Source organism: Sphingomonas sp. 77B, assembly GCF_056497825.1.
In genome coordinates, this window is record NZ_JBWMBY010000001.1 from 19847 (window position 1) to 38523 (window position 18677).

The 18677-nt window shown below is 65.3% G+C and carries 25 protein-coding genes; 20 read left to right on the plus strand and 5 right to left on the minus strand.

What is annotated here, in order from left to right; all coding sequences use genetic code 11:
* Nucleotides 1-193: 193 nt before the first annotated feature.
* From AC1GI4_RS00085 to AC1GI4_RS00100, 4 genes are all read right to left on the minus strand, one after another.
* Complete coding sequence (locus tag AC1GI4_RS00085) at nucleotides 194-394, minus strand: DUF2842 domain-containing protein (RefSeq protein ID WP_294272252.1); 201 nt, start codon at nucleotides 392-394, stop codon at nucleotides 194-196.
* Entirely contained in the window at nucleotides 391-924 is a 534-nt protein-coding gene (locus AC1GI4_RS00090; RefSeq protein WP_479628105.1) for a 5-formyltetrahydrofolate cyclo-ligase, read from the minus strand. Before AC1GI4_RS00090 ends, AC1GI4_RS00085 begins: the two co-directional genes overlap by 4 nt.
* A gap of 205 nt (nucleotides 925-1129) precedes the next feature.
* The gene (locus AC1GI4_RS00095) at nucleotides 1130-1450 is read right to left on the minus strand and encodes a cell division protein ZapA (protein ID WP_294274312.1); all 321 of its coding nucleotides are present in this window, start codon (nucleotides 1448-1450) and stop codon (nucleotides 1130-1132) included.
* A complete protein-coding gene (locus tag AC1GI4_RS00100; RefSeq protein WP_175311420.1) occupies nucleotides 1450-1647 on the minus strand; it encodes a hypothetical protein in 198 nt (65 codons plus the stop codon). Before AC1GI4_RS00100 ends, AC1GI4_RS00095 begins: the two co-directional genes overlap by 1 nt.
* A gap of 188 nt (nucleotides 1648-1835) precedes the next feature.
* On the opposite strand from AC1GI4_RS00100, the gene gap reads away from it, so the two are divergent.
* The 3 genes from gap to AC1GI4_RS00115 are packed head-to-tail and all read left to right on the plus strand — an operon-like array spanning nucleotide 1836 to nucleotide 4518.
* A complete protein-coding gene (gap, locus tag AC1GI4_RS00105) occupies nucleotides 1836-2846 on the plus strand; it encodes a type I glyceraldehyde-3-phosphate dehydrogenase (RefSeq protein WP_042483227.1) in 1011 nt (336 codons plus the stop codon).
* Nucleotides 2846-3322: an MOSC domain-containing protein gene (locus tag AC1GI4_RS00110; protein WP_479628106.1), complete on the plus strand. Its 477-nt coding sequence runs from the start codon at nucleotides 2846-2848 to the stop codon at nucleotides 3320-3322. Before gap ends, AC1GI4_RS00110 begins: the two co-directional genes overlap by 1 nt.
* A complete protein-coding gene (locus AC1GI4_RS00115) occupies nucleotides 3319-4518 on the plus strand; it encodes a phosphoglycerate kinase (RefSeq protein ID WP_479628107.1) in 1200 nt (399 codons plus the stop codon). Before AC1GI4_RS00110 ends, AC1GI4_RS00115 begins: the two co-directional genes overlap by 4 nt.
* A gap of 132 nt (nucleotides 4519-4650) precedes the next feature.
* Here AC1GI4_RS00115 and AC1GI4_RS00120 read toward each other — a convergent pair whose 3' ends face one another.
* Nucleotides 4651-5169 (minus strand): TlpA family protein disulfide reductase, encoded by a 519-nt coding sequence (locus AC1GI4_RS00120; RefSeq protein ID WP_479628108.1) that lies wholly within the window; start codon nucleotides 5167-5169, stop codon nucleotides 4651-4653.
* A gap of 117 nt (nucleotides 5170-5286) precedes the next feature.
* Here AC1GI4_RS00120 and relB point away from each other — a divergent pair, with 117 nt between their 5' ends.
* From relB to nuoI, 17 genes are all read left to right on the plus strand, one after another.
* Nucleotides 5287-5517, plus strand: a complete 231-nt coding sequence (relB, locus tag AC1GI4_RS00125) for a type II toxin-antitoxin system RelB family antitoxin (RefSeq protein ID WP_294274304.1) — start codon at nucleotides 5287-5289, stop codon at nucleotides 5515-5517.
* Nucleotides 5514-5852 carry a type II toxin-antitoxin system PemK/MazF family toxin gene (locus AC1GI4_RS00130; RefSeq protein WP_479628109.1) on the plus strand — a complete coding sequence of 113 codons (339 nt, stop codon included), beginning with the start codon at nucleotides 5514-5516 and terminating at the stop codon, nucleotides 5850-5852. The genes relB and AC1GI4_RS00130 overlap by 4 nt, the downstream gene beginning before the upstream one ends.
* Before the next feature lie 36 nt (nucleotides 5853-5888).
* Nucleotides 5889-6797: a class I fructose-bisphosphate aldolase gene (locus AC1GI4_RS00135; protein WP_433910291.1), complete on the plus strand. Its 909-nt coding sequence runs from the start codon at nucleotides 5889-5891 to the stop codon at nucleotides 6795-6797.
* Between the two features lie 103 nt (nucleotides 6798-6900).
* Complete coding sequence (gene thiE, locus AC1GI4_RS00140; protein ID WP_479628110.1) at nucleotides 6901-7584, plus strand: thiamine phosphate synthase; 684 nt, start codon at nucleotides 6901-6903, stop codon at nucleotides 7582-7584.
* Between the two features lie 90 nt (nucleotides 7585-7674).
* The gene (locus tag AC1GI4_RS00145; protein ID WP_479628111.1) at nucleotides 7675-7815 is read left to right on the plus strand and encodes a hypothetical protein; all 141 of its coding nucleotides are present in this window, start codon (nucleotides 7675-7677) and stop codon (nucleotides 7813-7815) included.
* Between the two features lie 44 nt (nucleotides 7816-7859).
* Nucleotides 7860-8423, plus strand: a complete 564-nt coding sequence (locus AC1GI4_RS00150; protein ID WP_479628112.1) for a M23 family metallopeptidase — start codon at nucleotides 7860-7862, stop codon at nucleotides 8421-8423.
* Nucleotides 8424-8497: 74 nt separating this feature from the next.
* Nucleotides 8498-9061 carry an elongation factor P gene (gene efp, locus AC1GI4_RS00155; protein WP_058716349.1) on the plus strand — a complete coding sequence of 188 codons (564 nt, stop codon included), beginning with the start codon at nucleotides 8498-8500 and terminating at the stop codon, nucleotides 9059-9061.
* 129 nt (nucleotides 9062-9190) lie between these two features.
* On the plus strand, nucleotides 9191-10003 hold the full coding sequence (locus tag AC1GI4_RS00160) for an inositol monophosphatase family protein (protein ID WP_056438117.1): 813 nt from the start codon (nucleotides 9191-9193) through the stop codon (nucleotides 10001-10003).
* 197 nt (nucleotides 10004-10200) lie between these two features.
* A complete protein-coding gene (gene ndhC, locus AC1GI4_RS00165) occupies nucleotides 10201-10575 on the plus strand; it encodes an NADH-quinone oxidoreductase subunit A (RefSeq protein WP_056438114.1) in 375 nt (124 codons plus the stop codon).
* Complete coding sequence (locus AC1GI4_RS00170) at nucleotides 10566-11150, plus strand: NuoB/complex I 20 kDa subunit family protein (RefSeq protein ID WP_433910294.1); 585 nt, start codon at nucleotides 10566-10568, stop codon at nucleotides 11148-11150. The genes ndhC and AC1GI4_RS00170 overlap by 10 nt, the downstream gene beginning before the upstream one ends.
* Nucleotides 11147-11902, plus strand: a complete 756-nt coding sequence (locus AC1GI4_RS00175) for an NADH-quinone oxidoreductase subunit C (RefSeq protein ID WP_479628113.1) — start codon at nucleotides 11147-11149, stop codon at nucleotides 11900-11902. Before AC1GI4_RS00170 ends, AC1GI4_RS00175 begins: the two co-directional genes overlap by 4 nt.
* Entirely contained in the window at nucleotides 11899-13134 is a 1236-nt protein-coding gene (locus tag AC1GI4_RS00180; RefSeq protein ID WP_479628114.1) for an NADH-quinone oxidoreductase subunit D, read from the plus strand. Before AC1GI4_RS00175 ends, AC1GI4_RS00180 begins: the two co-directional genes overlap by 4 nt.
* Complete coding sequence (locus AC1GI4_RS00185; RefSeq protein ID WP_479628115.1) at nucleotides 13134-13808, plus strand: complex I 24 kDa subunit family protein; 675 nt, start codon at nucleotides 13134-13136, stop codon at nucleotides 13806-13808. Before AC1GI4_RS00180 ends, AC1GI4_RS00185 begins: the two co-directional genes overlap by 1 nt.
* Nucleotides 13808-15118 carry an NADH-quinone oxidoreductase subunit NuoF gene (nuoF, locus tag AC1GI4_RS00190; protein WP_042483195.1) on the plus strand — a complete coding sequence of 437 codons (1311 nt, stop codon included), beginning with the start codon at nucleotides 13808-13810 and terminating at the stop codon, nucleotides 15116-15118. The genes AC1GI4_RS00185 and nuoF overlap by 1 nt, the downstream gene beginning before the upstream one ends.
* Nucleotides 15118-17136, plus strand: coding sequence for an NADH-quinone oxidoreductase subunit NuoG (gene nuoG / locus AC1GI4_RS00195; protein WP_479628116.1), 2019 nt, complete (start codon nucleotides 15118-15120; stop codon nucleotides 17134-17136). Before nuoF ends, nuoG begins: the two co-directional genes overlap by 1 nt.
* On the plus strand, nucleotides 17133-18188 hold the full coding sequence (gene nuoH / locus AC1GI4_RS00200) for an NADH-quinone oxidoreductase subunit NuoH (protein ID WP_479628117.1): 1056 nt from the start codon (nucleotides 17133-17135) through the stop codon (nucleotides 18186-18188). The genes nuoG and nuoH overlap by 4 nt, the downstream gene beginning before the upstream one ends.
* Nucleotides 18185-18670 (plus strand): NADH-quinone oxidoreductase subunit NuoI, encoded by a 486-nt coding sequence (nuoI, locus tag AC1GI4_RS00205; protein ID WP_007403979.1) that lies wholly within the window; start codon nucleotides 18185-18187, stop codon nucleotides 18668-18670. The genes nuoH and nuoI overlap by 4 nt, the downstream gene beginning before the upstream one ends.
* The last annotated feature ends 7 nt before the right edge of the window (nucleotides 18671-18677 follow it).

The window sequence follows — 18677 nt, forward strand, 5'->3', positions numbered from 1 at the left end:
CCCCCCGTCCAGCCTGAGCGCAGTCGAAGGCCATGCTAAACGCGCGCTGGGGCCGCCAGCCGTACATGGGCAAGCGTGGGGCGTGCACTTCGACTTCGCTCAGTGCGAACGGCCGTGGTGGTGTGCGGAAACCTCAAAAGGCTCAGGCCTATCGCAAAACCCGCTCAGTCTGAGCGCGGTCCAGACCCCCGCCTCAGCGCCCGCCCTCCATCCAGCGCAGCAGGGGCTTCATCGGCGTGATCCACACGATCCCCGCCACGACATAGAAAACCAGCTGCAACACCCAATGCCATTGGCCGACCATGCCCGACAGGCTGGCGACCAGCGCCGCCCAGGCGATGATGATCGCGACGATCAGCAGCATTCCGGCGGGTTTGCGCCAACTGGGGGTCATGGGACGATCCATTCCGATTCGGTGGCGATGGCGTGCAGCGGCACGTCCCAGCTGTCGGGCACCAGTTCCTCAACCTCCTGAACGCCCCAGGCGATGCCGACGCGCCAGGCATCGGGGTTGGCCGCGAAGGCGCGGTCATAATGCCCTGCGCCCTGTCCCAGCCGATTTCCGCGCCGGTCGAAGCCGACCAGGGGTGCCAGGATGATGTCGGGGCGGCATTCGGGAGCATCGGCAGCGGGCTGGTGCAGCCCGAAGGCCCCGACGCTTAGGTCTTCGCCGTCCGCCCATGTCAGGAACCGGATCGGGCTGGCGCGGTCGGTGACATGGGGCAGGGCGATCGTCGCACCGGCATGAAGTGCTGCTTCGACCCACAAGGCCGGGTCCGCCTCCGCGCCGAGCGGTCGATAGGCGGCAACGACCTGATTGGGGGGCAGGCGATCCAGAAAGGGCCGCGCCACCGGCAGCAGGCCGGGGCCATGCGCATCGCGCACCGCCCGCATCCGGGCGCGCAGGGCGCGCTTGTCGATCATGTCAGGAGAAGGCGGGTGGCGGGACCGCCATGGCCGTTTGCCGTAATATCCACCGACGCCCAATACGTCAGGTGGGGACCATGTACGTCGGACCAGGGTCCGGGCAGGGACAGCCCCCTTGGATGAAGAATAGCCTCAGGGATTATCGTGGCTCGTACCGGGCAGAGCCCGCCGCCGACCCATGTAGGCGAGGACTCCGCGTTACTCAAGGGCGCCCATCCTCCGAGCGGCCTTCTTCGTCGAGCGCATCGGCCAGCCCCTCCAGCCGTTCGGCGATGCGGGCGAGCGCCGCCTCACTGACCGCCGCACCCGCCGGAGGGCGCCGCTCCGCCTCTTCCAGCGCGTCGGCCAGCATCAGCGATACGAACAGCAACGCCCGCTCGCCATTATGGCCGCCCGAGGCGCGCAGGGCCGCCGACCAGCGCTGGTCGAGCATCTGGCCCAGCATCCGCACGCGGTCCTCGCCGCCGTCCTGGCAATAGACGGTGTGCGGGCGGTCGCCGACCAGGATCGTGACTTCGGCCATCAGGCGGCGCTCCCCCGGCTGATGACGTCGTCGAGCGCGCTCACCGCCTCGGCCATGCGCGCCTTCAACGCGGCGTGGCGGCGGGCAAGCGCGTCTTCCTTGGCGGCGCGGGTTCGGATCGCCCGTTCGATGCGGGCGATCGCGTGGTCGATCCGTTCGACGGAGGAAAGGACGTCGTCGGCAATGGGTTCGGGCATGAAACGGGCTTAGCAGGCTGGTTTCACGCGGCAACCCGGAATTGGACGGTTCGCCGCGTCGCGGCGGTTGACAGCGAACCCGTCGCCTCCGAAAGGCGTGGCGCGAACGATGGAATCACTCGACGATCCATCCAACCGGGGGCGGTGCCGTCCAAGGCACGGCCCGTAAGAGACAGGAGCTTGCTGGCATGACGGTCAAGGTTGCAATCAACGGTTTCGGCCGCATCGGCCGCCTGGTGGCGCGCGCGATCCTCGAGCGTGGCGAGGGCGCGCTGGAACTGGTCGCGATCAACGATCTCGCCGACGCCAAGTCCAACGCCTGGCTGTTCAGCCGCGACAGCATCCACGGCCGCTATCCGGGTGAAGTCTCGGCCGAGGGCAACGACATCGTGATCGACGGCAAGCGCATCCGCGTCACCGCCGAGCGTGACCCCGCGAACCTGCCGCACAAGGAACTGGGCGTCGACCTGGTCCTGGAGTGCACCGGCTTCTTCACCGACAAGGCGTCGTGCGAAAAGCACATCGCGGCGGGCGCCAAGAAGGTGCTGATCTCGGCGCCGGGCAAGAATGTCGACCTGACCGTCGTGTACGGCGTCAACCATGACAAGCTGACCGCCGATCACACCATCGTGTCGAACGCCTCGTGCACCACCAACTGCCTGGCGCCGGTCGCCAAGGTGCTGAACGATGCGATCGGCATCGAGCGTGGTCTGATGACCACGGTCCACGCCTATACCAACGACCAGAAGATCCTCGACCAGATCCACCCCGACCTGCGCCGCGCCCGCGCCGCCGCCATGTCGATGATCCCGACCACCACGGGTGCTGCCCGCGCGGTGGGTGAGGTTCTGCCGGAACTGAAGGGCAAGCTGGACGGCTCGGCCATCCGCGTGCCGACCCCGGACGTCAGCCTGGTCGACCTGACCTTCACGCCCGCGCGTGACACGACCAAGGAAGAGGTCAACGCGATCCTGAAGGCCGCCTCGGAGAGCGAGGCGCTGAAGGGCGTGCTGGTCTATACCGACGAGCCGCTGGTCTCGATCGACCTGATGCACTCGCCGCAGTCCTCGACCGTCGACAGCCTGGAGACGGCGGTGATCGACGGTAAGCTGGTGCGTGTCGTGTCCTGGTACGACAATGAATGGGGCTTCTCGAACCGCATGGTCGATACCGCGACCGCGATGGCGAAGTTCCTCTGATGACGGACGGGCGGGCGATGACCGGGCGTCTGGCCGGCATCGCCCGCCATGCCGTGCCGAAGGGACCGATGGAGGTGATCGATACCGCCATCGTCACCCTGGACGGCGGTATTGAAGGCGATGTGCGCGGGCAGGTGAAGCCCGGCGGTCGCGGGCGGCGTCAGGTGACGCTGATCGAGCGCGCCGACTGGGAGGCCGCACTCGCCGAGATCGACCGCGACATCCCCTGGCAGGAGCGCCGCGCGAACCTGCTGGTCGAGGATTTCGACCTTCCCCAAATTCCGGGCACCCGGCTTCGTATCGGGCCTGTCCTTCTGCAAATCACCATGGAATGCGATCCGTGCCACCGCATGGACGCGATCGCCGACGGATTGCGCGCGGCCCTGACCCCCGACTGGCGCGGCGGCGTATGCACGCGCGTGGTCGAGGGCGGCACGATCCGCATCGGCGATAACATCAGGATCGAGGAATCATGACCAAGGCCTTCAAGACGCTCGATGATATGGGTGACGTGTCCGGCAAGCGCGTGCTGGTTCGCGAGGATCTGAACGTGCCGATGGCCGATGGCCGCGTCACCGACGACACCCGCCTGCGCGCGACGATCGCGACTGTGACGGAACTGGCCGACAAGGGCGCGATCGTCCTGATCCTGGCCCATTTCGGCCGGCCCAAGGGGCAGCGTAACCCCGACTATTCGCTGGCGATGCTGACCCAGCCGTACAGCGACGTGCTGGGCCGCCCGGTGCGTTTCATCGATGACGTCGCAGGCGAGGCGGCCGAGGCCGCGGTCGCGACGCTGAACCCCGGCGATATCGCGATCCTGGAAAACACCCGCTTCCATGCGGGTGAGGAAAAGAACGACGCCGAGCTGGCCGCGCAGATGGCCAAGCTGGGCGACCTGTACGTCAATGACGCCTTCTCCGCCGCGCACCGCGCGCACGTCTCGACCGAAGGGCTGGCGCGCCAGCTTCCGGCGTTCGCGGGTCGCGCGATGGAGGCCGAACTCGACGCGCTGGAAAAGGCACTCGGCAAGCCCGAGCATCCGGTCGCGGCGGTGGTCGGTGGGGCCAAGGTCTCGACCAAGCTCGCCGTGCTCAAGCATCTGGTCGGCAAAGTCGATCACCTTATCATCGGCGGCGGCATGGCCAACACCTTCCTCGCCGCGCGCGGGGTCGATGTGGGCAAGTCGCTGTGCGAGCATGACCTGACCGGCACGGCGGAGGAAATCCTCGACGCCGCCGACAAGGCAGGCTGCACCGTGCACCTGCCTTATGACGTCGTCGTCGCCAAGGAGTTCAAGCCGAACCCCGAGACTCGCACCGTCAATGTCCACGAAGTCGCCGCCGACGAGATGATCCTTGACCTCGGCCCCAATGCGATCGAGGCGTTGGGCGACGTGCTCAAGAACTGCCGCACCCTCGTCTGGAACGGCCCGCTCGGCGCGTTCGAGACGCCGCCCTTCGACATGGCGACCGTCGCACTCGCCAAGACGGCGGCGGCACTGACCCAGGACGGCAGCCTCGTCTCGGTCGCGGGCGGCGGTGATACCGTCGCCGCGCTCAATCAGGCGGGCGTGGGGACGCAGTTCACCTTCGTCTCGACGGCGGGCGGCGCTTTCCTGGAATGGATGGAAGGCCAGGACCTCCCCGGCGTCGCCGCGCTGATGGCGTGACCTTCAATCCTCCCCATCTTCGATGGGGAGGGGGATCATGCGAAGCATGGTGGAGGGGCGAGGCCACAAGCCGTGACGCCCCTCCGTCACGACTTCGGCCCGCCACCTCCCCTTGCAGGGGAGGAAAAAAGCCTATGACCCCGTCGCCTCGGGCGGCGGGGTTTCCTTCAGCAGCGGCACGAGCAGTCGGTTGAGGTCATCCAAATCGAATGCTGCCGCCTGTGCGTATCGCACGCGTCCGGCGCGATCGATGATATAGTTGGTCGGTACGGCGCCCAGCGTGTTGTACGGCCCCTTGATCCGTTTGGCCGACGGCATGGCCAACGTCGCGAACAAGGGCTTCAGCTTGTAGACCGGCACCGAATCCTCGGTGGCGATCGCAAAGACCTTCAGCCCGTGTGGCCCCTGGATGCGATAATATTTGTCGAGCAGCGGCAGTTCCGCCCGGCACGGCCCGCACCATGTCGCCCAGAAGTTCAGCACGACCACCTGTCTGCGCAGGTCCGCCAGCCGGACATGGGTGCCGTCGATCAGCGTCAGGTCGAAATCGGGGGCCATCTCTCCTACCTTCGGATCCGACCGCACCAGCGCCGATGAACCCGTGGACGCCACGGCCAGCGCCGCCGCCGCAATCCATCGACGCCAAGCCATGCCCACTCCCCCCAATTGCCCCAGATCAGGATGATCCACCCGGCTCTGCCGTGCAAGACCGCTTGATCCCACTTGTCCGACTTGCTAGGTTAAACGCGTTAAACGAAGGAAGTGGCAATGCTCGGCGTCCGCCTCGATACCGAATTGGAAGAGCGGCTGGCGGCTGTCGCGCGCACCCAGGGGCGCAGCAAGAGCGATATCGCCCGCGAAGCCGTGCGCCGCTATGTCGACCTGCACGACGAGGCCTATCGTCGCGAAGCCCGCCGCCAGTCGACCCGTGCGTCGAAGCGCGACACGGCCGAGGATTTCGCTTTCTGGAACGCGCTGGCCAAGGATCCCGAAGCGTGAAGATTTCGCATGCCGCCATCGTGCTGGCGACGATCGGCCGTGATGGCGGCGAGGGGGATGACCATCGCCCGTTCCTGGTTGTTCAGTCCGATCTCTATAACGAGACGCACAACACCATCACCGTCTGCCCGATGACCTCGGTCGTCGGCGGCGAGGCGCTGTTCCGCGTTGCCTTTTCCCCGCGCGAGCATACCGGCCTGACCGTCGAGTGCGAGGTGCAGGTGGACAAGATCCTGTCCATCCCGCGCAATCATATCGTCAAAGTCATCGGCCATGCTTCGCCCACCCGGATGGAGCAGGTCGACCAGGCGCTGCGCCGCTGGCTGATGCTCTGACACCTTTATAGCCCGACACCAATCTGGAGAGACATGATGACCCCGACCGTGAAGGCCATTCTCGACAAGTACGAAGGCACGCCCGCCGCGGTGAAGGCCAATCTCGCCCGCATCCTGATGCAGGGCAAGCTGGGCGGCACCGGCAAGGTCATCATCCTGCCGGTCGACCAGGGTTTCGAACATGGCCCGGCGCGCAGCTTCGCGGTCAACCCGCCTGCCTATGACCCGCATTACCATTTCCAGCTGGCGATCGACGCCGGGCTGTCGGCCTATGCCGCGCCGCTGGGCATGCTGGAGGCCGGAGCCGACACCTTCGCGGGCCAGATCCCGACCATCCTGAAGATCAACAGCTCGAACAGTTGGGGCACGTCGATCACGCAAGCCGTGACGGGCAGCGTGCAGGACGCGGTGCGGCTGGGCTGCTCGGCGATCGGCTTCACCATCTATCCGGGCTCGGACGGCATCTTCGATGCGATGGACCAGATCGCGATCCTGTCGGCCGAGGCGCGGGAGGCGGGTCTGGCCACCGTCATCTGGAGCTATCCGCGCGGCGGCAAGCTGACCAAGGACGGCGAACTGGCGCTCGACGTCGGTGCCTATGCGGCGCACATGGCAGCCCTGCTCGGCGCGCACATCATCAAGGTGAAGCTGCCCAGCGACCATATCGAACAGGCCGAGGCCAAGAAGGTCTATGAGGGCACCGACTGGTCCAACCAGGCCGACCGCGTGCGCCACGTCGTCCAGTCCAGCTTTGCGGGCCGCCGCATCGTCGTCTTCTCGGGTGGCGCCGCCAAGGGTGCCGATGCCGTCTATCAGGACGCGCGCGATATCCGCGACGGCGGCGGCAACGGCTCGATCATCGGTCGCAACACCTTCCAGCGTCCGCGCGACGAGGCGCTGGCGATGCTCGACAAGCTGATCGCGATCTACAAGAACGAAGAATAAGTTCTTGCTAGGGTTGGGCGTTCCGGTTGGGGAACCGGGACGCCCATTCCCCGTCCGCGCCGGGGAGGTGACGGACGCTGTGTCAGGCGCTAGGGGGAGGGGCATGACGCTTGAAGACGATCCCCTGGGCCCCCTCGATCCGCAATTCGCCGACGCCTTTGTGCGCGACATGCGGCGGCCGCCCTGCCAGCTTTACCTGATCTCGCCGCTCGACGTGACCGGCGGCTTTGCCGACCGGCTGGCGCGCGCGCTCGATGCCGGGCCGGTTGCGGCCTTCCAGTTCCGCGTCAAGGACATGGACCAGCACGCCGCGGCCAAGCTGGCCGAGCCGCTCCAGCGTATCTGCGCCGACCGCGAGGTCGCCTTCATCGTCAATGACAGCATCAGCCTGGCCAAGCGTCTGGGCGCGGATGGCGTGCATCTGGGCCAGGACGATGGCGACGCCCGCGAAGCGCGCGACGTGCTGGGCCCGACGGTACAGATCGGCGTGACCTGTCACGACAGCCGTCACCTGGCGATGCAGGCGGGCGAGAATGGCGCGGACTATGTCGCCTTTGGCGCTTTTTACCCGACCACCACCAAGGAGACGAAGCATCGGGCTGAGCCGGTGGTCCTGTCCTGGTGGTCCACGCTGTTCGAACTGCCCTGCGTCGCGATCGGCGGCATCACCCCCGCCAATGCCGCGCCGCTGGTCAAGGCGGGCGCGGATTTCCTGGCGGTGTCGGGGGCGGTCTGGAACGGCGATGAGGCCGCGGCGATCAAGGCCTTTGGCGAGGTTCTAGGCTGAACCTCCTTCCGGCATAGCCGTTGCGCATCGGAAACAAGCGCCGAGGCTTCGCGTTTACCCTGTGAGCGATCCACGGGGTAAGGAGCGGGCGTGAAGAGACTGGCAATCGCCCTTGTCGGCGGCGTGGCAATGGCACTGGTCGCGGTGGGCACGCATCCGGCGGCCGATCGGCCCAGCGCCGATGCGTCGCACCAGCCGATGGTGGGTGCGGCGAGGGGCGCGACCCGATGAGTCGGGCCGGGGGCAGGGGGCCATTGTCGCGTTTTGGTTGGGTGATGCTGGCGCTGATCGTGATCGTGGTCGGTGGCTTCTTGTCGATGCTGTCCTTCGGCTCGGGCGAGGTCGTGGTGCCTGACGTTGCGGCCCCCGCCAGACAGGCGGCGACGGGCAGCTCGGCGGCGCTGGCGATGCCGATCGCCAATTACCCGGTTTCCGCGCTCCACCACGACTGGGGCGATCCGCGCGAGGGGGGCAAGCGCAAGCATCAGGGGCTCGACCTTATGGCGCCGAGCGGAACGCCCGTCGTCGCCGCGCTGTCCGGCACGGTCGAGAAGCTGTTCGACAGCGATCGCGGTGGTCACACCCTGTATATCCGTTCGCCCGACCGCCGCTGGATGCTCTATTATGCCCACCTCAAAGGCTATGCGCCGGGGCTGGCCGAGGGGCAGTCGGTCAAGCAGGGGCAGGTCGTCGGCTATGTCGGCGACACCGGCAATGCGGGGGCGGGCAACATGCATCTGCATTTCGCGGTCAACTGGATGCGCGCCGGGGACGGCTGGTATCAGGGCGAGCCGGTTGATCCCTATCCGCTGCTTGCCGGAAAGACCGCTTCGAGCTAAAGCGGCCGACACAGGAGGCCGGATCGCGTTTCTCGCGCCGGTGTCCTTCGCTCTTTCCAGCAGGTTGAAGACCCATGAAGATCAGCGGCGTGGACATTCGTCCCGGCAACATCATCGAGTATGAAGGCGGCATCTGGCGCGCCGTGAAGATTCAGCACACCCAGCCCGGCAAGGGCGGTGCGTATATGCAGGTCGAGATGAAGAACCTCATCGACGGCCGCAAGACCAACGTCCGCTTCCGCTCCGCCGAGACGGTCGAGCGCGTCCGCCTGGATACCAAGGACTTCCAGTTCCTGTTCGCCGAGGGTGACGACCTGACCTTCATGGACAAGGAAACCTATGAGCAGATCACGCTGCCGCGCGACCTGCTGGGCGATGCCGCTGCCTTCCTGCAGGACGGCATGGACGTCGTGATGGAACTGCACGAGGAAAAGCCGATCTCGGTCCAGCTTCCCGACCAGATCGAAGCGACGATCGTCGAGGCCGATGCCGTGGTGAAGGGGCAGACCGCCTCCTCCTCGTACAAGCCCGCGATCCTCGACAATGGCGTCCGCGTGATGGTGCCGCCGCACATCGCCAGCGGCACGCGCATCGTCGTCGACGTGTACGAACAGACCTACGTCCGCCGCGCGGACTAAGCACGATCGGCGGATGACCGGCGCGACCTGAGCGCGACCCCGTCATCCGCCGTCCCGGCCCGTCGTTCGCGGCGGGCCTTTTCAATTGCAGCGCCCTGGGCAAGCAGCGGCGCGATCGAAAGGACGATCATGGCCTCGCACTCCGGGCTTCTCACCATCATGGAACGCGCCGCGCGCAAGGCCGCCCCGCGTCTCCGCCGCGACTTCAACGAGGTTCAGCACCTCCAGGTCAGCCGCAAGGGCCCTGCCGACTTCGTGTCGATGGCCGACAAGCGCGCCGAGGAAACCGTCTTCGAGGAACTGAAGAAGGCGCGTCCCGACTGGAACTTCCTCATGGAGGAGGGCGGCGAGATCAAGGGCGATCCGTCCAAGCCGCGCTTCATCATTGATCCGCTAGACGGCACCTCGAACTTCCTGCACGGCATCCCGCACTTCGCCATCTCGATCGCCGTCGAGGAGCCGCTGGCCAACGGCAAGCGTGAGGTCACGACCGGCCTGATCTATCAGCCGCTGACCGACGAGAGCTTCTGGGCCGAAAAGGGCCGGGGCGCTTGGTTGCAGGACGGCCGCCTGCGCGTATCGTCGCGCCGCGACCTGTCCGAGGCGCTGATCGCCACCGGCATCCCGTTCCTGGGTCATGGCGACTTCGTTCAGTGGAGCCGTATTTTCGGTGCGATCGCGCCGCAGGTTGCCGGTATCCGCCGCTTCGGCTCGGCCGCGCTCGACCTCGCCTGGGTCGCGGCGGGCCGCTATGACGGCTTCTGGGAGTCGGGCCTGAAGCCCTGGGACGCGGCGGCGGGCATGTTGCTGGTCCGCGAAGCGGGCGGTTTCGTCAGCGACTTCCGCGGCTCGGACAAGTCGCTCGAGCGCGGCGAGTATCTGGCCGCGAACGAGGGCCTGCATTCCAAGCTGCACAAGCTGCTGGCCAACGCGCTGCGTTAAGGTTTTTTGAAGGAATTTGAGCGCGACGGCTCGCTGCCATTGCGCTTAATCCTATCAAATCCCATCTGAAATTCCGTCGAATGGGATGAATGGCACGGTTCAGTTGCGATTCATTCTCATGCCTCCGCTGGCTTGCTCCGGCCGACCCATCGGCCTAAAGCCATCCGCATCCAGTTCCGCATCTGCGAGAGAAAAACTTGGTCGATCTGTCGCAATATCTGCCGATCCTCCTGTTCCTGGGCGTTGCCCTGGTTCTGTCGACGGCCTTCGTGTTTCTGCCCATGCTCGTGGCGCGCCTGACGGGTGCCCATAAGCCCAACGAGCAGAAGCTGTCCGAATATGAGTGCGGCTTCCCCGCGTTCGAAGACCCGCGCAGCCAGTTCGACGTGCGTTTCTACCTCGTCGCCATCCTGTTCATCATCTTCGATCTGGAAGCGGCGTTTCTGTACCCCTGGGCGGTCAGTGTCTTCAGCCTCGGCTGGACCGCCTGGTTTTCGATGATGATCTTCATCGGCGAGCTCGCGCTGGGTCTCGTCTATGCGTGGAAGAAGGGAGCGTTGGATTGGGAGTAAATCTTCACTCCGGTCCGGTTGAGTTCAAGCCGCAGGCCCATGGCGGAGCAGCCCATGATGGCCAGGCCGTCATTCAGCCCGATCAGGGCTTTTTCGACGGGCTGAACGGCGAGCTGACCGACAAGGGCTTCCTCGTCACCTCGACCGAGGAGCTGTTCCAGTGGGCGCGCACCGGCTCGCTCTGGTGGATGACCTTCGGTCTGGCATGCTGCGCGGTGGAGATGATCCACGTCAACATGCCGCGATACGACATGGAGCGCTTCGGCGCAGCGCCGCGCGCGTCGCCGCGCCAGTCGGACGTGATGATCGTCGCGGGCACGCTGTGCAACAAGATGGCTCCGGCGCTGCGTCGCGTGTACGACCAGATGTCGAACCCGAAATACGTCATCTCGATGGGCAGCTGCGCCAATGGCGGCGGCTATTATCATTACAGCTATTCGGTGGTGCGCGGCTGTGACCGGATCGTGCCCGTGGATATCTATGTCCCCGGCTGTCCGCCGACCGCCGAAGCGCTGCTGTACGGCGTGATGCAGCTGCAGCGGAAGATCCGCCGCGCCGGGAGCATCGAACGGTGAGGGCGCCTGCTCCCCGCTTCGCCGCGAATGACGGCGTGATCGATGCCGCGCGCGCCGCGCTCGGCCCTTGGCTGGTCGATGCGCGCGAGCATGTCGGTGAGGTCGCGCTGGTCGTCGATCGTGCGAACCTGGTCCCGGCGATGACCGCGCTGCGCGATACCAAGGGGCTGGAATATCAGCAGCTGATGGAAATCGCAGGCGTCGATTACCCGGAGCGCGACGAGCGTTTCGAGGTGGTCTATTGCCTCCTCTCGCTGACCCGCAACCACCGCCTCCATGTCCATGTCTCGACCGACGAGGACAAGCCGGTTCCGTCGGTGACGGGGCTGTGGCCGGTCGCGGGCTGGCTGGAGCGTGAGGTCTATGACCTGTACGGCGTGCTGTTCTCGGGCAATAGCGACCTGCGTCGCATCCTGACCGATTACGGCTTCCGTGGCCATCCGCTGCGCAAGGACTTCCCGCTGACCGGCTATACCGAGCTGCGTTACTCGGAAGAGGAAAAGCGCGTCGTCTATGAGCCGGTGAAGCTGGCGCAGGACTTCCGCAACTTCGACTTCCAGAGCCCCTGGGAAGGCGCCGACTACGTCCTGCCGGGCGACGAGAAGGGCACGATGCCCAAGGCCGCCGAGGCCAAGACCACCGAAGCGCCGAAGCAGACGGGCGCGGGTCAGCCGCACCCGGGCAACAAGGCCGAGGACAAGCCCAAGGACCCGGACGTCGTGCCGGGCAAGGGCGGAGGACAGAATCAGTGAGCGACTACGTCGACGAACTGCTCCACAAGACCGACGCGGCCGACCCGACCACGGGCGACGTGTCGATCCAGAACTATACGATCAACTTCGGCCCGCAGCATCCCGCGGCGCACGGCGTGCTTCGCCTCGTCATGGAGCTGGACGGCGAGATCGTCGAGCGGGTCGATCCGCATGTCGGCCTACTGCATCGCGGCACCGAGAAGCTGATCGAATACAAGACCTATTCGCAGGCGCTGCCCTATTTCGACCGCCTCGATTACTGCTCGCCGATGTGCATGGAGCACAGCTATGTGCTCGCGGTCGAAAAGCTGCTCGACCTCGAGGTGCCGTTGCGCGCGCAATATCTGCGGACGTTCTTCGCCGAGCTGACGCGTATCTCGAACCACATGCTCAACCTGGGCAGCCATGTGATGGATGTCGGCGCGATGACGCCGAATCTGTGGATGTTCGAAATCCGCGAAGACTGCATGAACTTCTATGAGCGGGCCTCGGGCGCGCGCATGCATGCGAATTACTTCCGCGTTGGCGGCGTCCATCAGGACGTGCCGCTCAAGCTGCTGACCGATATCGCCGACTGGCTTGATACGCGTCTGCCGCAGCTGTTCGAGGATGCGATCGGCCTCGTTGCCAACAACCGCATCTTCAAGCAGCGCAACGTCGACATCGCGGTCGTGAACCGCGAGGACGCGATCAAGTGGGGCTTTTCGGGCCCGATGATCCGCGGCTCGGGCATTCCGTGGGACCTGCGCAAGTCGCAGCCTTACGACGCCTATGACAAGGTGGACTTCGACGTGCCGGTGGGCACCAGCGGCGACTGCTATGACCGGTTCATGGTGCGCGTCGAGGAAGTGCGCCAGTCGGCCCGGATCATGAAGCAGTGCCTGGCGCAGATGCCCGAGGGGCCGGTGCTCGCCACCGACCGCAAGGTCACGCCGCCCAAGCGCGCCGAGATGAAGCGCTCGATGGAAGCGCTGATCCACCACTTCAAGCTCTATACCGAAGGGTATCACGTTCCCGCCGGTGAGGTGTATGTCGCGACCGAAAGCCCCAAGGGCGAGTTCGGCGTCTACCTCGTCTCCGACGGGACCAACAAACCCTATCGCTGCAAGATCCGCCCGACCGCGTTCAGCCATCTCCAGGCCATGGAATTCATGTCCAAGGGGCACATGCTGGCCGACACGACCGCGATCCTGGGCGCGATGGACATCGTTTTTGGTGAATGTGACCGCTAATGGCTGACGCACCCAACATCCCCGACGAGGCCGAAGTCCGCGCCCGCTGGGGCAATTTTGCCTGGACCGACGAGAACCAGCGGAAAGCGAACGAGATCCTCGCGCGCTACCCCAAGGGACGCGAACAGTCCTGCTCGATCCCGTTCCTCGATCTGGCGCAGCGTCAGGTCGGTGCGGAGACGCAGACGCAAGGCTGGCTGCCGGTTCCGGTGATCGAGTTCGTCGCGCGTCAGCTGGGCGTTGCGTATATGCGCATCTACGAGGTCGCGACCTTCTACACGATGTTCAACCTCGCGCCGGTCGGCCGCTATCACGTCCAGGTGTGCGGCACGACGCCGTGCATGCTGCGCGGGTCGGACGATGTGCTGGCGGCGTGCAAGAACAAGGGGCTGATTAAGGGCAAGACCACGCCCGACGGCCTGTTCACGCTGACCGAGGTCGAGTGCATGGGCAATTGCGCCTCCGCGCCGATGGTCCAGATCAACGACGATAATTACGAGGATCTGGATTACGACCGCACGGTCACGATCCTGGAAGCGCTGGCCCGTGGCGAGAGCCCGAAGACCGGCACGCAGGAGCCGGGTCGCCACACGGTCGAGCCGATCGGCGGCCCGACCACGCTGACCGCCATGGTCGGCGACAATCACGACTATCGCGGGGAGTGGGGCGCATAATGCTCGCTGACAAGGACCGCATTTTCACCAATCTCTACGGCTATCAGCCGTGGAACGTCGACGCGGCGATGAAGCGTGGCGATTGGGACAATACCAAGGCGCTGCTGGAGCTGGGCCAAGACAAGATCATCGACGTCATCAAGGCTTCGGGTCTGCGCGGGCGCGGCGGTGCGGGCTTCCCGACCGGCATGAAGTGGAGCTTCATGCCCAAGGAACCGCGCCCCGACCGGCCGAGCTTCCTGGTCATCAACGCCGACGAGTCGGAGCCGGGTTCGTGCAAGGACCGCGAGATCATCCGCCACGATCCGCACAAGCTGATCGAGGGCGCGTTGGTCGCGGGCTTCGCAATGCGCGCGCGGGCGGCCTATATCTACATCCGCGGCGAATATATCCGCGAGGCCGAGACGTTGTTCGCGGCAGTCGCCGAGGCTTATGACCGGGGCTTCCTGGGCAAGAATGCCTGCGGCTCGGGTTACGACTTCGACGTCTTCGTCCATCGCGGTGCCGGCGCGTACATCTGCGGCGAAGAGACCGCGATGATCGAAAGCCTGGAGGGCAAGAAGGGCCAGCCGCGGCTTAAGCCGCCTTTCCCGGCGGGTGCAGGCCTCTATGGCTGCCCGACGACGGTCAACAACGTCGAATCGATCGCGGTCGCCCCGACCATCCTGCGGCGCGGGGCCGAGTGGTTCTCCTCCTTCGGGCGTGAGAACAACAAGGGCACCAAGCTCTTCCAGATCTCCGGCCATGTCGATCGCCCCTGCGTGGTCGAGGAAAGCATGTCGATCAGTTTCCGCGAGCTGATCGAGAAGCATTGCGGCGGCATTCGCGGCGGCTGGGACAATCTGCTCGCGGTGATCCCGGGCGGTTCCTCGGTGCCGCTGGTGCCCGCCGCCGAAATCATGGACGCGCCGATGGATTTCGACGGCCTGAAGGCGGTCGGATCGGGCCTCGGCACGGCGGCCGTGATCGTTATGGACAAGTCGACCGACATCGTCCGCGCGATCAGCCGTCTGTCCTATTTCTACAAGCATGAGAGCTGCGGCCAGTGCACGCCGTGCCGTGAAGGCACTGGCTGGATGTGGCGCGTGATGGAGCGGATGCGCACCGGCGACGCCGATGTGTCCGAGATCGACACGCTGTTCCAGGTGACGAAGCAGGTCGAAGGCCACACCATCTGCGCGCTCGGCGACGCGGCGGCCTGGCCGATCCAGGGCCTGATCCGCCACTTCCGCCCGGAGATGGAACGCCGCATTCGCGAACGCAAAGGCGAGACGGGCGGCAACGCCCCGATGATGGAAGCTGCCGAATAATGCCTAAGGTCAAAGTCGACGGCGTCGAGATCGAGGTGCCGCAGGGTGCCACCGTGCTCCAGGCCTGTGAGCTTGCGGGCAAGGAAATCCCGCGCTTCTGCTATCATGAGCGGCTGTCCATCGCGGGCAATTGCCGCATGTGCCTGGTCGAGGTGAAGCCTGGCCCCCCCAAGCCGCAGGCGTCTTGCGCGCTTCCGGCGGCGGACAATCAGGAAATCTTCACCACCACCCCGATGGTGAAGGCCGCGCGCGAAGGCGTGATGGAATTCCTCCTGATCAACCACCCGCTGGACTGCCCGATCTGCGATCAGGGCGGCGAGTGCGATCTGCAGGATCAGTCCATGGCCTATGGCAAGGGCCATAGCCGCTATGACGAGAACAAGCGGGCCGTTACCGAGAAGTATATGGGTCCGATCGTCAAGACGGTCATGACCCGCTGCATCCAGTGCACCCGCTGCGTCCGTTTCGCCGAAGAGGTTGCGGGCGTGGAGGAGATCGGCGCGATCTACCGCGGCGAGAATATGCAGATCACTTCGTACCTCGAACAGGCCGTGTCGAGCGAACTGTCGGGCAATGTCGTCGACCTGTGCCCGGTGGGCGCGCTGACGTCCAAGCCCTATGCGTTCGAGGCGCGTCCTTGGGAGCTGAAGAAGACGCTCGCCATCGACGTGATGGACGCGGTCGGCACCAATATCCGCCTCGACAGCCGGGGTCGTCAGGTGCTGCGCTGCGTGCCGCGCATCAATGACGAGGTGAACGAGGAGTGGGCGAGCGACAAGACGCGTCACGCGATCGACGGCCTGGTCCGTCGTCGTCTCGACCGTCCGTTCATCCGCCGCGACGGCAAGCTGGTTCCCGCCACCTGGGACGAGGCCTTCGCCGCGATTCGGGACGTGAACGCCGGTTCGAGCGTCGCCGCGATCGCCGGCGATCTGGTCGATTGCGAGACGATGTTCGCCGCCAAGGCCCTGCTCGCCAAGATGGGTTCGACCCTGCTCGAAGGCCGTCAGACCGGCATGGATTATGACGTGTCCAGCCTGGCCGCGGTCAACTTCAACACGACCATCGCGGGCGTCGAGAAGGCCGATGCGATCCTGCTGATCGGCACCAACCTGCGCTGGGAAGCGCCGCTGGTAAACACCCGCATCCGCAAGGCGATCAAGAAGGGCGCCAAGGTCTTCGCGATCGGTCCCGAGACCGACCTGACCTACAAGGTCGAATGGCTGGGTGCCGATCTGTCGGTGCTGGGCAACTTGCCCGAGGCCGTGACCGAGCTCTTCGGCAAGGCCGTGCGTCCGATGGTGGTCGTCGGTGGCGGTGCGCTGAAGGGGGCGCATGGCGCGAGCCTGAAGCTGGTCGACCAGTTCAATCTGGTGCGCACGCTGGAAGATGGCTCGGCCTGGAACGGTTATAATGTTGTTCACATGGCGGCGGCGCGCATGGGCGGGCTGATGCTCGGCTATGCGCAGAAGGGCGGCATCGCCGACGTGGTTGCGGCCGCGCCGAAGCTGGCCTTCTTGCTGGGTGCCGACGAGGTCGACTTCGCCAAGTTCGGCAGCAGCTTCAAGGTGTTCGTCGGCCATCATGGCGACAAGGGTGCGCATCACGCCGATGTCATCCTGCCGGGCGCGACCTATGCCGAGAAGTCGGGCACCTGGGTCAATCTGGAAGGCCGGGTGCAGCGCGGCGACCGTGCGGTGTTCGCGCCGGGCGACGCGCGCGACGACTGGACGATCTTCCGCGCGCTGTCCGAAGTGCTGGGCCAGACCCTGTCGTTCGACACGCTGGACGAACTCCGCGCCGCCATGGCCGCCGAGGTTCCCGCGCTGGGCCAGGTCGGTCTCGTCACCTTCGACTGGTCCGCGCCGTCGCTGAACGCGACCGCGTCGGGCACGATCGAGGGCTATCCGATCAAGGACTTCTACCTCACCAACGCGATCTGCCGCGCCAGCCCGACGATGCAGCGCTGCTCGGCCGAACTGATCCATGGTGAGAGCTATGCGGAGGCAGCGGAGTGACCGCGTTTTTCAACACGACGCTCGGCCTTCCTTATGGCTGGGCCTGGACGATCGCGACGCTGGTCGGGATCCTGGCGATTGCGCTGCCGCTGATGCTTGCGGTGGCGATGGTCATCTATGTCGACCGCAAGATCTGGGCGGCGATGGCGCTGCGCCGTGGTCCGAACGTGGTCGGTCCTTTCGGCCTGCTCCAGTCCTTTGCCGACGGTCTGAAGGTCTTCCTGCAGGAAACCATCGTTCCGGCCGCCGCCAATCGCGGGCTGTTCCTGCTGGCGCCAATCATCACCTTCACGGTCGCGCTGATCGTCTGGGCGGTGGTGCCGTTCCAGCCGGGCGTGGTCGTCGCCAACATCAATGTCGGCCTGCTCTATGTTCTCGCGGCCTCGTCGCTGGGCGTATACGGCGTGATCCTGTCGGGCTGGGCGTCGAACTCGAAATATCCCTTCTATTCGGCGCTTCGTGCGGCCGCGCAGATGGTGTCCTATGAAGTCGCGATCGGCTTCATCCTGATTTCGGTGGTGATGTGGTCGGGCAGCTTCAACCTGACGACCATCGTCGAGGCACAGAAGAGCGTGCTGAACACGGGCGTCAACGGCTTCTTCCTGAACCCGCTGCTCTTCCCGATGGCGATCATGTTCTTCATCTCGGCGCTGGCCGAGACGCAGCGCGCGCCGTTCGACCTGACCGAAGCGGAGTCGGAGCTCGTCGCGGGCTACCAGACCGAATATAGCTCGATGTCGTTTGCGCTCTTCTGGTTGGGTGAATATGCCAACGTCATCCTGATGTGCGCGCTGAACGCGATCCTGTTCTGGGGCGGCTATCTGCCGCCGCTGAATTGGGCGCCGCTCTACGTCGTGCCGGGCATCGTCTGGCTGCTGCTTAAGATGTGCTTCTTCTTCTTCGTCTTTTCCTGGGTGAAGGCGACCGTACCGCGCTATCGGTACGACCAGCTGATGCGGCTGGGCTGGAAGGTGTTCCTGCCGGTGTCGCTGTTCTGGGTATTCTTGGTGTCTGGCGTGCTGATGTATGCGCGCGTGGGAGTTCCGGCATGAGCGTCGCTCAGTACGTCAAGGCTTTTACGCTGTGGGAGTTCGTGAAGGGCCATGCGCTGACCCTTCGCTACTTCTTCAAACCGAAGGCGACGATCAACTATCCGTACGAGAAGAACCCCATCTCTCCGCGCTTCCGGGGTGAGCACGCGTTGCGTCGCTACCCCAATGGCGAGGAGCGGTGCATCGCGTGCAAGCTGTGCGAGGCGATCTGCCCCGCTCAGGCGATCACGATCGAGGCGGAACCCCGCGACGACGGCAGCCGCCGCACGACGCGCTACGACATCGACATGACCAAGTGCATCTATTGCGGGCTGTGCCAGGAGGCTTGCCCCGTGGACGCCATCGTCGAAGGTCCGAACTTCGAATTTTCGACCGAGACCCGCGAAGAGCTGATCTACGACAAGTCGAAATTGCTCGATAACGGTGACCGCTGGGAAAGCGCGATCGCGGCGAACCTTGCCGCCGATGCGCCGTACCGTTAAAGCCCGC